The 15,933-nt window shown below is 38.0% G+C and carries 12 protein-coding genes; all 12 read left to right on the top strand.

Annotated features, from left to right (window positions below; all coding sequences use genetic code 11):
* Positions 1-70: 70 nt before the first annotated feature.
* The 12 genes from KYG33_RS03940 (at position 71) to KYG33_RS03995 (ending at position 15,930) form a co-directional block, all read left to right on the top strand.
* Positions 71-2,218 carry a zinc-dependent metalloprotease gene (locus KYG33_RS03940; RefSeq protein WP_219072721.1) on the top strand — a complete coding sequence of 716 codons (2,148 nt, stop codon included), beginning with the start codon at positions 71-73 and terminating at the stop codon, positions 2,216-2,218.
* Between the two features lie 189 nt (positions 2,219-2,407).
* Entirely contained in the window at positions 2,408-2,932 is a 525-nt protein-coding gene (locus KYG33_RS03945; protein ID WP_077418072.1) for a GNAT family N-acetyltransferase, read from the top strand.
* Positions 2,933-3,164: 232 nt separating this feature from the next.
* Positions 3,165-3,581, top strand: a complete 417-nt coding sequence (locus tag KYG33_RS03950) for an RrF2 family transcriptional regulator (protein ID WP_219072722.1) — start codon at positions 3,165-3,167, stop codon at positions 3,579-3,581.
* 83 nt (positions 3,582-3,664) lie between these two features.
* Positions 3,665-4,378: a phosphoadenylyl-sulfate reductase gene (locus KYG33_RS03955; protein WP_077417293.1), complete on the top strand. Its 714-nt coding sequence runs from the start codon at positions 3,665-3,667 to the stop codon at positions 4,376-4,378.
* Positions 4,379-4,390: 12 nt separating this feature from the next.
* On the top strand, positions 4,391-5,299 hold the full coding sequence (cysD, locus tag KYG33_RS03960) for a sulfate adenylyltransferase subunit CysD (RefSeq protein WP_077417291.1): 909 nt from the start codon (positions 4,391-4,393) through the stop codon (positions 5,297-5,299).
* Between the two features lie 87 nt (positions 5,300-5,386).
* The gene (locus KYG33_RS03965) at positions 5,387-6,625 is read left to right on the top strand and encodes a sulfate adenylyltransferase subunit 1 (protein ID WP_077417289.1); all 1,239 of its coding nucleotides are present in this window, start codon (positions 5,387-5,389) and stop codon (positions 6,623-6,625) included.
* A 5-nt stretch (positions 6,626-6,630) separates the two neighbouring features.
* Positions 6,631-7,461 carry a serine O-acetyltransferase EpsC gene (epsC, locus tag KYG33_RS03970; protein WP_219072723.1) on the top strand — a complete coding sequence of 277 codons (831 nt, stop codon included), beginning with the start codon at positions 6,631-6,633 and terminating at the stop codon, positions 7,459-7,461.
* 22 nt (positions 7,462-7,483) lie between these two features.
* Positions 7,484-8,395 carry a cysteine synthase A gene (gene cysK / locus KYG33_RS03975; protein ID WP_219072724.1) on the top strand — a complete coding sequence of 304 codons (912 nt, stop codon included), beginning with the start codon at positions 7,484-7,486 and terminating at the stop codon, positions 8,393-8,395.
* A 23-nt stretch (positions 8,396-8,418) separates the two neighbouring features.
* On the top strand, positions 8,419-9,264 hold the full coding sequence (cobA, locus tag KYG33_RS03980) for a uroporphyrinogen-III C-methyltransferase (RefSeq protein WP_219072725.1): 846 nt from the start codon (positions 8,419-8,421) through the stop codon (positions 9,262-9,264).
* The gene (locus KYG33_RS03985; RefSeq protein WP_219072726.1) at positions 9,254-10,966 is read left to right on the top strand and encodes a sulfite reductase flavoprotein subunit alpha; all 1,713 of its coding nucleotides are present in this window, start codon (positions 9,254-9,256) and stop codon (positions 10,964-10,966) included. Before cobA ends, KYG33_RS03985 begins: the two co-directional genes overlap by 11 nt.
* A gap of 42 nt (positions 10,967-11,008) precedes the next feature.
* A complete protein-coding gene (locus KYG33_RS03990; protein ID WP_219072727.1) occupies positions 11,009-12,685 on the top strand; it encodes an NADPH-dependent assimilatory sulfite reductase hemoprotein subunit in 1,677 nt (558 codons plus the stop codon).
* A gap of 368 nt (positions 12,686-13,053) precedes the next feature.
* Positions 13,054-15,930, top strand: coding sequence for a TonB-dependent receptor (locus KYG33_RS03995; RefSeq protein ID WP_219072728.1), 2,877 nt, complete (start codon positions 13,054-13,056; stop codon positions 15,928-15,930).
* The last annotated feature ends 3 nt before the right edge of the window (positions 15,931-15,933 follow it).

Here is a 15,933-nt window from a genome sequence, read left to right on the forward strand (position 1 = left end):
TAACACACAAAATTAAGCCCAAAACAATTTGATTATTCAAATAATTTATTAACAAACAAATCCAAAATTTATGAAAAAATTTAAATTACTACTACTTGTTTCCCTATTTCCAATAATAGGTTTTGCTCAGGAAAATAGACCTCATGAGTGTAAAGCAGATGAAATGATGAAAAAACATTTTGAACTGCACCCTGAATCTAAGGCTGAATATGAAAATTTTGAGAAATTCACCAAAGATTTTGTAAAAAAAATGGAATCAAACAAAACTCCATTGAATAATACGATCAACAATCCAACCTACATCATCCCTGTGGTTTTTCATGTGTATGGAGAATCTCAGAGTAATGTAAAAGTAAATTACCAAAAAGTAGTTGACTTACTGGAACAAATCAACTTAAACTTCAATGGAATCAACACTGATTCAAACACCGTAGATCCTGATTTCCAATCTATTAAAAGAGCATTAAGTATTGAATTTCGATTAGCTAAAATTGATCCAACCGGAAAAGCAACAAGCGGAGTGGTATTTCACCCTTTCAAAGGTGGATATGGCAACGGAGGTGGATATGATGCACAAATTGGCGCAGATGCATGGGATAATACAAAGTATATGAATGTGTATATACAAAATGACCTATATGCTAATAAAGATTTATATCAATCAGGAGTTGCCTGGTATCCGGATTCATACATGACTTCAGTAAATACATCCAGAGTTGTTTATAATGGGCGTTATATATTCAATGCCGCAGGAACAGTAGCTTCAAACGAGTTTTCTGATACATTCACTCACGAATTTGGGCATTGGTTAAATCTTCAACATACGTTTAATGTTCTTTGTTCAACTGCGAACCCTGGTAATGATGGTGATGGAGTTGCTGACACCCCTGTAGAAAATAATTCTAATGGATTAGGATGTGCAGCTGGCAACAATTGTCTTGGACAAAAAGTGAACGTTGAAAACTATATGGGATACAATGGTTCTTCCGGTTGTTATAAAATGTTTACCAATGGACAAGTCAACAGAATGCTAGCCGCATTAAATCATCCTTCGAGAATAAATTTATGGCAGCCCGCAAACTTAGCCGCAACCGGTGTTGCCAATACTCCACCTAAATTAACCCTCAGCAACAGTACATTTACAGAGAACTTAAACAATAATGGAGCCGTGTCATTAGATGGAACAGTAGCATCTGCCCCTACATCAACGATTACGCTAAACGGAGCAACATTTGCCGTACCCAATGGAACAACTCTTACTGCAGGAACACATTTCACTTCTTCATTACCAGCAGGACTAACAGCAACTATAGCAGTTACAAGCCCTACTACTGCTATACTTACCATAAATGGTGCGGCAACCAGTCATCCTAAAAGTCAGGTCCTGAATTCATCAATTACGTTCCTAAACGGGGCTATAACAGGAGGCGTAACTTCATTAGGATCAACTACAGCTTTGGCATTAACTTTTTCTTACAAAGATCCTTATAAAATAGTTACAGGAACTCCTCTGGAAAGTTATGCCAACCCAACAGCAACAACAGTAACAACCAATTCCGGGGCAACTTGGAAATATTTTATCATTAATCCAGAGCTTAGTGATGATGCAGGCTATGGCGCTTGGTACTATGGAGCAAATCAATTAAAATTTGAAACCTATTGGAAAGGATTAGTATGTGAAACAGGAACACGAAATATTAGTTTAATTCCGGCTTGCACCACTATAACTAATGCAAATAATATAGGTTATCCAACTGGTACTCCCGGACAACTTGACGTATACACTCCTACATATACTAACTGGTCTGGCCAAACCGCTTATGTTGGTTTTAGAAACCAATTCGAAGGCTACAACATTAACGGCTATTTCAAACTGATTGTGGGGGCAAATGGTTCAAATTATTCTGTAACAGAGTTTGGATATAATACACAACCATATGGCAGCATTACAACCCCTTGTGCATTATCATTATCCACTGCAGGCGTTGATACAACAAACTCAGAAACATCCATCTATCCAAATCCAGTTTCTGATGTATTGAATATTAAAACAAAAGGGAAAATTAAATCAATTTCTGTTTACGACATGTTTGGAAGAAAAATGAATGCTAAAGTTATTGGTGATAAAGTTGATGTTAAACACTTCCTAAGCGGAACTTATTTAATTGATATTGAAACTTCTTTAGGGAAATCTTCCCAAAAATTCATTAAAAAATAGAATCAAACTCAAAGCAGTTACAGACTGGTTTAAAACTTTTTAAATAACAAAACACTTTTCTCAGAAATATGAATAATAGTTTAGTATTCATATGCAGTTGATTGGGCTTAAAAGTTAAGCCCAATTTTTTATTATATAGGTTCAGTTCATAATTTATTTATGTACTTTTATTCTGTAATTACAATTCCAATGCATTATAAAAACGAAAGGATTATCATCCGTGAATTTACACCCAAAGAATTTTTATTGTTTTCCACTCTTTTTGAAAATGAGAATGTTACCCGCTATCTGCCTTACAAAACTCCTGAAGAATATAAGGAAATGTTTGATAAAGCACTGGCAGATTATGAAGCAGGGCCATTCAGCAGATGGGGAATATTCAGCACTCAGAATAATGATTTTGTGGGAATGTGTCTGGCCAGAATCTTCCTTGATAATCCTGATCAGCTGGAAATAGGGTATACTTTAGGCGAAAATTACTGGGGAAAGGGACTCGGAACTGAAGTTTGTAAAGCCCTTATTGATTATTGTTTCTCATTAAATCTTAAGAAAGATATTGTTGCTGTAACTGATCTTGATAATATCGGATCTCAGAAAGTCCTTCTGAACAACAACTTTAAGAGAATTGAAAATCTGATGCGGGAAGATCGGGATAGAGAACTTGCTTACTTTATATTACAGAAAGAGTATAAATCCGAAAAAAAAACGATCTGATACATAGGTTTCTAATTAATATGCCTATCTCGCAGATGTTTGCACGTATTCTTTTTCCTAAGACTAAATCAAAGATTTTTAAGCTTAAGTGAACTTCTCAACAGCTTACCTGTCACTTAAAATCAACTTAAGTGTTTTTTAATCTTTTGTGACTTTTGTGGTTAAGATATAATCAAAGCCTTACACAGAAAACATTTCATTTATCAGATATTTATCATAACTTGCAGAAATTATGATGTCAAAACGTTGCAAATATGCGCTTAAAGCAATGGTCAGATTAGCAAGGAATTATAACCAGGGCTTTCTGTCAACCTCCATTATTGCACAAGATGAGAACATCCCCAAAAAGTTTCTGGAACAAATTCTCCTCGAACTCAAAAGAGCCAAACTTGTCAATAGTAAGCAAGGCAAAGTAGGAGGGTATTATTTGTTAAAATCACCTAATGACGTCTCATTAGCAGATATTTACCGGATTTTCGATGGCCCTATTGCCCTTACACCTTGTGTCTCTTTAAACTTTTATGAAGCATGTGACGATTGTGTAGATGAAGCAGTCTGCTATCTGAGAAAAGAACTCATCATCGTTCGTGAAAAGACCAGAACAAGTATGATGGAGGCCACTCTGACTAAGTTTATCAACAAGGATTAAAATTTTTTTTATTTAAATTCTACTATTTTGATGGGAGTTATAGAATTTTATATATATTTGCAAGAATTAAATCTCAATTCAAAATGGAATACAGTCTGAAAAATGAATTCGAAAATATTGTAAAAGAGGCTTCTGAAGCTTCTTTTCAAACTAATGGGCTGCAATTACTGACTGAAAGATTCCCTGGTAAAGTGATCTTTTCAACCAGTTTCAGCTATGAAGATCAGGTTATCACTCATCTGATAAAAGATTTAAATATTGAAATATTCACGTTAGACACGGGAAGGCTTTTTGAACAGACTTACGAAACCTGGACATCTACCAAGGCTTTCTTTAAAAAAAACATCAAAGCATATTATCCGGATACGGAAGAGCTCAGAGAATTTGTTACAGAAAACGGTCCGGACTCATTTTACCAATCTGTAGAGAAGAGGAAGGCATGCTGTACGATCCGTAAGGTACATCCTTTAAAAAAAGCACTGGAAGGATATAAAGTATGGATCACAGGACTTAGATCTGAACATTCTGCCAACAGACAGAATATGCCGCAGCTGGAATGGGATCCGGATAATAAGATCATTAAATATCATCCTATTCTTCACTGGACTTCAGAACAAGTGACAGACTATGTAAAAGACCATCATTTACCATATAATCATCTTCATAAAAAGGGATTTGTAAGCATAGGATGTGAACCCTGTACCAGAGCGATCAAGGAAGGGGAAGATTTCAGAGCCGGCCGATGGTGGTGGGAAGATGCCAACAAAAAAGAGTGTGGTCTGCATATTCATCAATAAAAAAAGAAAAAAATGTCAATACATCAGTTAAATTATTTAGATCAGTTAGAGGCCGAATCTATTTATATATTAAGAGAAGTGGCGGGCCAGTTTGAACGCCCGGCCTTATTATTCAGTGGAGGAAAAGACAGTATTGTACTGGCTCATCTGGCAAGAAAAGCATTCTTTCACGGGAAAATCCCGTTTACATTTGTGCATGTAGATACGGGACACAACTTTCCGGAAGTTTTGGATTTTCGTGATCACCTGGTAAAGCAGTTAGATGTTAACCTTGTAGTCCGAAAAGTTGAAGACACCATAAAAAGTAAAAAATTAACTGAGGCTAAAGGTAAATTCCCAAGCAGAAACTGGCTGCAGACCTATACACTTCTTGATACGATTGAAGAATTTGAATTTGATGCCTGCATCGGAGGAGCCCGCAGAGATGAGGAAAAAGCCCGCGCCAAAGAAAGAATATTTTCTGTACGTGATGAATTCGGGCAGTGGGACCCCAAACTTCAGCGCCCGGAGCTGTGGAATATTTTTAATGGAAAAATTCACAAAGGAGAAAATGTAAGAATTTTTCCCATCAGCAACTGGACTGAACTTGACATCTGGAACTATATCCGTAAAGAGAAAATTGCCCTTCCTTCCATTTATTTCTCGCATGAAAGGGAAGTGGTAGATTTTAACGGCCAGTGGCTTGCCAATTCATCCCACGTTTTCTTAGAACCTGAAGATATTATCACCACAAAAAAAATACGCTACCGTACTGTAGGAGATATGACCTGTACTGCAGCTGTGGAATCTAATGCTGTTACAATAGATGCCGTAATCGAAGAAATTGTAGCAACCAGAATTTCAGAACGTGGAGAAACCAGAATTGATGACAGAGTGACAGAAGCCGCTATGGAAGATAGAAAAAAAGGAGGCTATTTTTAATCAATGATAAAAGATAATTGATCAACAATCACACAGAATATTTTTATCAATTATTATTTATCACTTATCATTTATAACAAAAATCGGATGGATATATTAAGATTTATAACAGCAGGAAGCGTAGATGACGGAAAAAGTACCCTTATCGGCAGACTGCTTTACGATAGCAAAAGTATTTTACAGGATCAGTTGGAAGTCCTTGAAAAACATTCTAAAAACAAAAATGAAGATGGGGTAGACCTTGCTCTTCTAACAGATGGTTTGCGTGCAGAAAGAGAACAGGGAATCACAATTGATGTTGCCTACCGTTATTTTTCGACCGCAAAAAGGAAATTTATCATTGCTGATGCTCCCGGGCATGTGCAGTATACTCGTAATATGATCACCGGAGCATCCAACTCTGATTTGATGGTCATTCTGATTGATGCACGAAAAGGAGTGATTGAACAAACCAGAAGACATTCTATCATCGCTTCTTTACTACAATTAAAGAAAGTTGCGGTAGCCATTAATAAAATGGATATGGTGGATTATTCTGAAGAAGTTTTTGAATCTATAAAATCTGAATATTCAAAAATTGCAGAAAATCTTGGATTAAACGATGTCAGTTATTTTCCTATTTCTGCACTGAAAGGAGATAATATTGTTTCAACATCCACCAGAACAGAATGGTATGAAGGAAATTCCCTTCTGGAATATCTTGAAGAAGTAACTTTAAATGAAGAAAAGAATAATGGAAACCGTTTTCAGGTTCAGTATGTGATTCGTCCTCAGACTGAAGAACTGCATGACTACAGAGGGTATGCCGGACAAATATTAAGTGGAAAATTCACAAAAGGAGACAAAATTCATATTCTTCCGGCAGATCTGACCACTGAAATCACTAAGATTGAGATCAATGGCATTGAAAAAGAAGAAGCCTTTGAAGGTCAGCCAGCCGTTATTCATCTTGCTCATGATGTGGATGTCAGCAGAGGAGATATTTTTGTGACAGAAGAACATATTCCTGCAGTTGAAAAAGATCTTGAAGTTCTGTTATGCTGGCTTGATCAGAAACCGTTGCAGCCAGGAAATAAATACCTTCTGCAACAAAACAGCAGACTTATAAAAGCAGTTGTAAAAGAGGTAGATTACAAAATCAATGTCAATACCCTGATTCAAGAACAGGTAGACAGCGAAATTAAACTGAATGAAATTGTAAAAGTTACGCTGCGAACAGCACAGCCTCTGGTTTACGACAGCTTTACCCATAATAAAACTACGGGCTCTGCCATTTTGGTGGATGAAACGTCCAATTCAACGGCAGCAGCCTGTATAATTCAATAGAAAAAATGGCAATTTCCGATCATTTAACACAACGAATTCATCAGACTAAACAAAATAGTATTCATGGATTCTTTGATAAGATAAAGACAAAAAGATGGGTGAAGGATTTGTATGAAACACTTTTCCTTCCTCAGAATGACAATAGTGAAGACCAGCTTAAAAGAAATTTTGAAACACTGAGGGAAACTCTTTCTGAACAGATCAATACCGTAACAGGAGATCAGAACAGTACTGAAAAACAGGTTAATCACTTTTTTGAATCTCTGCCTGGCCTTTATGATCAGTTGGTTTTGGATGCAAAATCTATCGTGGAATTTGATCCTGCAGCCGATTCTCTTGAAGAAGTATATCTGGCATATCCCGGCTTTTTCGCCACATATGTCTATCGTATTTCCCACCAGCTTTGGACTCAGGAAGTGAAAATTTTACCACGTGTCATTTCAGAGTATGCTCACAGCAAAACAGGAATTGATATTCACCCGGGAGCAGCCATTGGAAAGTCCTTTTTTATTGATCATGGGACAGGAATTGTGATCGGAGAAACAACTGTTATCGGAAATAATGTCAAAATCTATCAGGGAGTAACCCTTGGAGCCTTAAATGTTTCCAAAGAAAAAGCCCATCAGAAAAGACACCCCAATATTGAAGATGATGTGATTATCTATTCGGGAGCCACTATTCTGGGAGGTGAAACTACGATAGGAAGAGAGAGTATTATAGGAGGAAATGTCTGGATTACACAGGATGTTCCTGCCAATTCTCTGGTCTATCACAAAAGCGAAATAAAAATAAAGGATAATACTTCATTACCGGAATCATTAACCTTTGTGATTTAAAAAAACAAAAAAGTAAATTGATATGAGATTTCAGAACGCATTAGAAACGATTGGAAATACTCCCGTCGTAAAAATCAATACACTATTCAATTCAGACCATGAAATCTGGATTAAACTTGAAAAAAGCAACCCTGGCGGAAGCATTAAAGACAGAATTGCATTAGCAATGATTGAAGATGCAGAAGCAAAAGGATTATTAAATAAAGACAGCACCATTATAGAACCTACCAGCGGAAATACAGGAATAGGACTCGCTTTGGTTGCTGCCGTAAAAGGATACAAACTAGTCCTTGTAATGCCGGAAAGCATGAGTATAGAACGCCGTAAAATCATGGAAGCTTACGGAGCTGAATTCGTACTTACCCCAAGAGAAAAGGGAATGAAAGGCGCCATTGAAAAGGCTAATGAACTTGCTGAAGAAACTCCAAATTCTTGGATTCCAAGACAGTTTGATAATCCTGCCAATGTAAAAGTACATGTAGAAACTACTGCTCAGGAAATTTTAAAAGACTTCCCGGACGGGCTTGATTATATCATTACAGGAGTAGGAACGGGAGGACACATCACCGGAATTGCAAAAACAGTAAAGGAAAAATATCCTGACGTAAAAGTGATTGCAGTAGAACCGGAATTATCTCCCGTATTGAGCGGAGGAAGTCCTGCCCCACACCCATTACAGGGACTTGGAGCCGGTTTTGTTCCTTCTATCCTGGATATTACCCTTTTAGACGGAGTGATCAAAGTAGGCAAGGAGGAAGCCTATGAGTATGCCCTTAATGCCGCTAAAAAAGAAGGCCTTTTTGTAGGAGTTTCTACAGGAGCCGCTTTAGCAGCAATTGCAAAACATTTACCGGAAATACAACCTAACGCTAAAATCCTTACCATCAATTACGATACTGGAGAGAGATATCTATCCGTAGAAGGACTTTTCTAAATCCTTAATTAACACCTACTTCAATGAAAACAAATATAAAATCACCAAAGGTCTTCCTTATCGGTGCAGGGCCCGGCAACCCTGAACTGATCACTGTAAAAGCAGTAAAAGCTATCGCAGAAGCGGACGTCATTTTATGTGACCGCCTTGTAAGCCCCGAGATTCTGGAAACCTATGTCAGTAAAAACACAGAAATCATCTATGTAGGGAAAGAATGCAGTAAAAATGCTTCCACACCGCAGTCACATATCAATACTTTGATGGTAGAATATGCTCTTCAGAATAAGACCATTGTAAGACTGAAAGGAGGGGATGTTTCTATATTCTCCAATATCCTGGATGAATTGCAGGCTTTAAAACAAAATCATATTCCTTACGAAATCATTCCCGGAATTACGGCAGCCTTAGGAGCAGCAGCGTTTGCAGGTATGCCTTTAACGGCAAGAGGATATTCCACATCCGTGCGTTTTCTGACCTATTATAAATCAGAGATCGTGAGTGAAGACTACTGGAAGGAGCTTGCTTTGACTAATGATACTCTTGTTTTCTACATGTCAAAAGGAAACCTTACCTCTCTTGTGGAAAAATTGAAACAGCTGGGGATTTCAAGTGATAAAAAAATTGCAGTCATTGAGCAGGCGACAACGCCATATCAAAAGGTGTACACCTCATCGTTTGATGATTTTAATGAAAAATTCGGAGACAAAACCTTTGCATCCCCTTCATTGGTGGTGGTGGGTAAGATTGTCAATCTTCATGAAGAGTTTTCATGGCTTGAAAATGCTGAGCAGGAAGGTCTTTATTTTAAATCAGTGGAAAACGGAAGTCTAATCCCTACAACTCAAAATTTCTTTGAATATGCTGTCTGAAACTAAATTAAATGTATTAAAACAAATCTCCGGAGACCTCTCCAGGGATGAAGCCATCTGGGCAAGCGGATATCTTGCAGGTATTGCCGGAGGATCTTCATTGGCCGCTGTACTGCCACCACAGCAAATCAATAATAACACTCAAAATGCTGTAAAGAAAATAACTCTGGCTTACGGTACAGAAACCGGAAACAGCAAAAAACTGGCTACAGCTCTGGCAGGTATAGTCAAGAAAAAAGGACTTCAGGTAAAACTGGCTGACCTTTCCCAATACAAACCTAAAGATCTTGCGAAAGAAGAATTCTTTTTTGTAATCATCAGCACTCAGGGAGAAGGTGAGCCGCCCGCTCTCGCCAAAAAATTCTACGATTATATTTATGAAAATGAAATTAATCTCAGTGGACTTAAATTCGGAGTACTGGCTTTGGGAGACAGCAGTTATCCTCTGTTCTGCCAAACCGGAGAAGATGTAGATTCACGTTTTGAAATATTAGGGGCACAGCGTATTATTCCATTAAAGAAATGTGATATTGATTACGAACAGGAAGCCTCTCATTGGATAGAGCATGTATTTGAAACAGTCAATAAAAATACTGATCAAAGTGCTGAAAATATATCAGCTCCAAAAGTTTCTGCAGGCAGAAAGAAATACCAGGGGAAAGTTTCAGCCATCATCAATCTGAATGATATTACGTCTGAAAAAGAAACCTATCATATTGAAATTGAAACAGATGAAGCTCTTTCATATCGGCCCGGTGCCGCATTGGGAGTGATTCCTTTCAATTCAAAAGAAGTAGTACACGAAATCATTACTCTCACAGGAATAGATCCTCAAAAACAGGTAGAAACGTCGAAAGTTACAGCTGCTGTTGAAGAACTACTTCACAAACGTCTTAACATCAGTTATTTACTTAAATCTGTAGTAGCTCAGTATGCGAAAATAACAGGACATTCGATCCCGGAAGTCAGATTAAGTCTTCTTGATCTCCTTAGAATTTATCCGGTAAAAACTGCGGATGAATTTGAAGAAATCATACAGATATTAACCCCTCAGGCACCGCGCCTGTATTCTATTTCGTCTTCTCTGGAAGCTCATGGTGATACGGAAATTCACATTACCGTTGCCAGATCAGAATTCTTTATTGACCATCAGAAACATAACGGATTATGCAGTGGTTTTCTGAGTGAATTCAAAGAAGAAGAAGATATTGAGTTTTATATCCAGGAAGCAGGACATTTTAAACTTCCGGAAGCCGATAAAGACATCATCATGATTGGTCCGGGAACTGGTATTGCTCCTTTCAGATCTTTCCTTTGGGAACGTGATGCAACTGGTGCAGAAGGAAGAAACTGGCTGTTTTTCGGGGACAGAAATTTCGTGTCAGATTTCCTTTATCAGGCTGAGCTTCAGGATTTCCTTAAAACAGGCAGTCTGACCCATTTAGATTTGGCTTTTTCCAGAGATACAGCTGAGAAAGTATATGTTCAGCACAGGTTGGAGCAAAAAGCTCAGGAAGTATTCTACTGGCTGGAAGGCGGAGCTTCTGTATATATATGCGGAGCTAAAGAGCCGATGGGAAGAGATGTAGAACAAACACTCCTGAACATTATTCAGAAGGAAGGAAAACGAAGCAAAGAAGATGCTGTAATCTATCTGGAAGAAATGGAACTTAGCGGCAGATATGCCAAAGATGTTTATTAAATGTAATTAAGCGATACTCGTAAAAAATTAAAGGAAATAATAATGAATAACGATAAAGAAAATCTTTCACCGGTAGAAAGGATTAAAACCAGCAGTAACGGGCTCAGAGGATCTTTAAAAGAGAGCCTTACTGATAATTTTACCGGAGCCATCAGGGAAGATGACCAGACTCTGATCAAATTTCATGGAATGTACCAGCAGGACGACAGAGACCGAAGGGAAGAGCGTGTCTCTAAAAAACTGGAATGGCTGTATTCTTATATGATCAGATTAAGACTTCCCGGTGGCTTTTTAACTCCGGAACAATGGGTAGGATTGAATGAAACGGCTGAAGATCATTCTACGGGAACCATTAAAGTAACCACAAGACAAACGATTCAGCTGCATGGGATTTTAAAATCTCATTTAAGACCTACTATTCAGAGCTTCAATCTGCAGCATCTGGATTCTATTGCAGCCTGTGGAGATGTCAACAGAAATGTAACCTGTACAGCCAACCCTTCAGAATCACCCTTACAGCAGGAAGCTTACGAACTGGCTGGTAAAATAAGCGAAATGTGTCTTCCGAAGACCAAATCTTATTACGATATCTGGATTGATAATGAACTTCTGGTAGACCGAAAAGCTGAAGAAGATCCATTATATCAGGACAGATATCTTCCAAGAAAACTGAAAATAGGAATTGCCGTTCCCCCCAATAATGATGTGGATGTATTCATCAATGATATTGCCTTGATCGCTATTATTGAAAATAATAAAATTGTTGGCTATAATATTGCTGCCGGAGGAGGATTGGGAGCCACTCATGGAAATGAAGCGACTTATGCCCGTCTTGCATCCATTCTTGGGTTTGTGGATACGGAAGAAAAAGTATTAAAAGCTGTCTACGAAATCATCACGGTTCAAAGAGATTTCGGAAACAGAAGCGACCGAAAATTATCAAGATTAAAATATACGATTGATAAACTGGGTATTGATCAGTACAGAACTGAAGTGGAAAAAAGAACGGGATTCAGTTTTGAACCTGCCAGAGAATTTAAGTTTGAACAAAGAAAAGACCGCTATGGCTGGATTCAGAATCATGAAGGAAAATGGTTTTATACCGTATTTGTAGAGCATGGAAGAATTCTTAATACGGCAGAATATCCTTTAAAATCAGGATTATTAAAAATCGCACAGACAGGAAAAGCCAATTTCCGTTTTACCTGTAACCAGAACCTTATTCTGGCTGATATTGATGAAAAAGATAAACCTGAAATTGAAAATATTTTAAAAGAACACGGAATTTCAGAGTATACGAATGGAGCAAGTGCTCTGCGTAAAAACTCTGTTGCATGTGTTGCTTTGAATACCTGTTCATTGGCTTTGGCTGAAGCACAGCGTTATCTGCCATCCTTGGTCACTAAAATAGAACCTATTCTAGAAAAATATGGTCTTTTGGAAGAAGATATCACGATCCGTATGACCGGCTGTCCTAATGGCTGTGGAAGATCTCCTAATGCTGAAATCGGATTTGTGGGTACAGCCTATGGAAAATATAACCTTCACATCGGAGGAGACCGTTTAGGAATGCGACTGAATACAAAATTTAAAGAAAATATTGGTGAAGAAGAGATTCTTACCACCCTGGATGAACTTTTCGGAATTTATGTACAGAAAAGACTTGCAGAAGAAACATTTGGTGATTTTTCATACCGTTACTTACATACCTTAAATTAATTATATGGCTAGTTTTCATTATGATCTGAAAAAAAATAAAAAAACTCAACCTCTTCATTTAGGGAGACGAATGTGTACGTGTTGTTGATTCTCAAATAACAATACATACAAAGCTGTTTCAACTTTTTTGAACCACTATGAAAAGTTAATACTACATCCTGTTATTGCGAACCAAAGGTGAAGCAATCTCAGCATTATATTAACGGCTTAAACCACCCCGTCAAAAATTCAAAGAATTTTTGACACCCCTCCAAAAGAGGGGGATCCTAAGCCCTTCAATTGTAATACAAAACAATATTGAAAATTTTCATCATTAAAAGTAAAAAAGTTCAGACAGCTTCATTCTCAACCTAAAAAATGAAGAAAAAATGAAAAACAAAAAGCAGGGAAACTTTCTACCTAAAGCAGGCATTATTGCATTTACATTTCTATTTTTTAACCTGGCAGAAGCACAACAGCAGCTTATAGAGCTTAGTGGAAGCATCAGAAATACAGGTACACGCAAAGCGTTGGATTCTGTAAAAGTACAGATCGAAAATACACAGGATACCGCATTAACGGACCAACTGGGTAACTTTAAAATCAGAACAAGGGTTACCATTCCATTCCGGGTGGTGATTCAGAAAGATGGTTTCACAGGTCAAACCGTTGAAATACTTTCCCCCTCCAACAAAATAACGATAGGACTTAATCCACAAAATACGATTATTGATGATGTCGTCATTTCAGCCTCCAGAGTTCCGGAAAAAATATTAAGATCACCGATAGCTATTGAGAAAATTGATATCAAAACCATCAGGGAAAGTCCAGCAGCTTCATTCTATGAAACATTGGAAAATGTAAAAGGGTTACAGCTCTTAACATCCAGTCTTACCTTAAAGATTCCTAATTCAAGAGGTTTCAACTCACCTAATAATTTCCGTTTCATGCAATTGGTAGACGGCGTAGATGTACAGTCGGCAACGTTGGGAGTACCACTGGGAAATGCAATAGGCCCTACAGAACTGGATATTCAATCTATGGAAGTTACTCCCGGAGCGGCTTCAGCCCTGTACGGAATGAATGCAATCAACGGACTGGCTAGTTTACAGACTAAAGATCCATTTACTTCTGAAGGAATAAGTCTTTACTTCCGTGGCGGAGTTAATCATGTAGACAATGTAAATCACAAAATAAGCTCACTTGGAGAGAGTGCCATCCGCTTTGCAAAAGTATTCAATAAAAACTTTGCCGTGAAGGTGAATGCATCCTATTTCAGCGGAACCGACTGGATTTCCAATAATCTGACAGATCAGAATCCAGGATCTTTGGTTACAGCCAATCCTAATTTTGCTTTGGCAAATAATCCGGCTGAAGACCTTTGGAATAAATACGGTGACGAAAGAAATAACCGTGTAGCTGTAAAAGTAGATTACAATGGAAAACCTACTACATTCAATGTTTCCAGAACAGGATATCTGGAGAAAGATCTGGTGAGCCCTGATGTGAAAAACATCAAGTTTGATGCAGGATTGTATTATCGTTTCGGAGATCAGTGGAGAACATCTTATGTATATCGTTATGGCTTACTGGACGGAACTTTCCAAAGAGGAAATAAAATCCGCTTACAAAATGCTACTGTTCAGAACCATAAAGTAGAATTGACAGGAAAAGAACTGAGCTTCAGAGCTTATGTATCTATAGAAAATACAGGAGATTCTTATAACCTGAAGCCTTTGGCAGACAATCTGGATCTTACCAATCTCTCCAATACCAACTGGAAAAATATATTTCAGACTTCTCTTCAGAACAACTTAAATGCTGGAGCCAATCTTAATGATGCTTTTATTCTCGCCCGTCAGGAAGCCGATAAAAACAGGGCAGTGCCCGGAACCGCAGCTTTTGAGCAGTTAAAAAACACCATTATCGGTATCAATAACTGGGATTCTGCGAATGCAGGTATTACCGGGGCTCCAGCAACGGGAGGGGCAAAACTTGAACAGAAATCACGCTTTTATCAGGGTGAACTTACTTATGATTTCAGCAGGTTTGTGAAGATATTCAACCTTCTTGCAGGTATAGATTACCGTTTGTACAGTATTACTCCGGATGGAAATAACTTCGTTGATTTTGATCGCCCTGTGAATGAAAGAAATATTCCTTTGGCCAATGGTACCTTTGGGAAAGATGTTATTTATCAGAAATACGGGGCTTTTGCACAGATTACCAAGCTTTTCTTTGATGATAAATTAAAAATCAATGCAGCCTTACGGATCGACAGAAACCCAGAATTTGAAGCTAAATTGAATCCAAGGATCAGTATTGTCTATTCTCCGGTTAAAGAACATAATTTCAGAGCTTCGTTTCAGAACGGATATCGTTTTCCATCGTTATTTGAAGCCCTTTCTTTCGTGAACAACGGAAATGTAAGAAGAGTGGGAGGTCTCTCAAAAGTGAATGACGGATTGGGTTATCTGGAAAATTCTTACACCTTGACTTCCATTGATAAATTTACCTCAGCAGTGAATGCAGACGTTGATGGAGGAAAAACTCAGGCTCAGGCAGCTCAGGATAACAAACAGCTTTTAACGGTAGCCAATCTGCAAAAATTACAACCGGAAAAGATCAATTCGTTTGAAATAGGGTACAAGTCTACTTTTTTCAATAAGAAGCTGGTGCTGGACTGGGATTTCTATTACAACATTTACGAAGGCTTCCTGGGGCAGGTAGAGGTAGCAGTTCCTAAAAACAGCCAGGTAGGAAGTAATGCCGCCGTACTTGCGATGCTGGACCGAAGCAAACAGGACCGATACAGAGTATATACCAACAGCAACAGTACCTACAAAAGCTATGGAACATCTTTGGGGATTCGCTATAATATTACCGGAAATTATAATATCAACACCAATGTTTCTTATAATGATCTTGCTTCCAACAATACCTCGGATCTGTTCATCACCGCATTCAACACCCCAAAATGGATGGTAAATGTAAGTGTAGGAAACAGAGAAATTGTTAAAAATATAGGATTCACTCTTGTCGCAAGATGGCAGAGCGGTTTTGTGTGGGAAAGTCCTTTAGCATCAGGAGCAATTCCGGCTTATTACACCATTGATGCTCAGGCGACATGGAAGCTTCCGGAAATTCGTGCGAATATTAAAATCGGGGCTACCAATTTGCTGAACCGCCGTTATTTCCAGTATGCAGCAGGTCCTGAAATCGGAGGACTGTATTATCTTGCTTTTACTTATGACTTAAAACTGTAATCA

The sequence above is a fragment of the Chryseobacterium sp. D764 genome (assembly GCF_019317325.1).
In the GTDB taxonomy this organism is placed as follows: Bacteria; Bacteroidota; Bacteroidia; order Flavobacteriales; family Weeksellaceae; genus Chryseobacterium.

Bases quoted from the DNA above. Each gene is read 5' to 3' on its own strand.
- epsC (WP_219072723.1), top strand. From the start codon at position 6,631: ATGGCAATTTCCGATCATTTAACACAACGAATTCATCAGACTAAACAA.
- KYG33_RS03990 (WP_219072727.1), top strand. From the start codon at position 11,009: ATGAATAACGATAAAGAAAATCTTTCACCGGTAGAAAGGATTAAAACC.
- KYG33_RS03940 (WP_219072721.1), top strand. From the start codon at position 71: ATGAAAAAATTTAAATTACTACTACTTGTTTCCCTATTTCCAATAATA.
- KYG33_RS03965 (WP_077417289.1), top strand. From the start codon at position 5,387: ATGGATATATTAAGATTTATAACAGCAGGAAGCGTAGATGACGGAAAA.
- KYG33_RS03945 (WP_077418072.1), top strand. From the start codon at position 2,408: ATGCATTATAAAAACGAAAGGATTATCATCCGTGAATTTACACCCAAA.
- KYG33_RS03950 (WP_219072722.1), top strand. From the start codon at position 3,165: ATGATGTCAAAACGTTGCAAATATGCGCTTAAAGCAATGGTCAGATTA.
- KYG33_RS03955 (WP_077417293.1), top strand. From the start codon at position 3,665: ATGGAATACAGTCTGAAAAATGAATTCGAAAATATTGTAAAAGAGGCT.
- cysD (WP_077417291.1), top strand. From the start codon at position 4,391: ATGTCAATACATCAGTTAAATTATTTAGATCAGTTAGAGGCCGAATCT.
- cysK (WP_219072724.1), top strand. From the start codon at position 7,484: ATGAGATTTCAGAACGCATTAGAAACGATTGGAAATACTCCCGTCGTA.
- KYG33_RS03995 (WP_219072728.1), top strand. From the start codon at position 13,054: ATGAAAAACAAAAAGCAGGGAAACTTTCTACCTAAAGCAGGCATTATT.
- KYG33_RS03985 (WP_219072726.1), top strand. From the start codon at position 9,254: ATGCTGTCTGAAACTAAATTAAATGTATTAAAACAAATCTCCGGAGAC.
- cobA (WP_219072725.1), top strand. From the start codon at position 8,419: ATGAAAACAAATATAAAATCACCAAAGGTCTTCCTTATCGGTGCAGGG.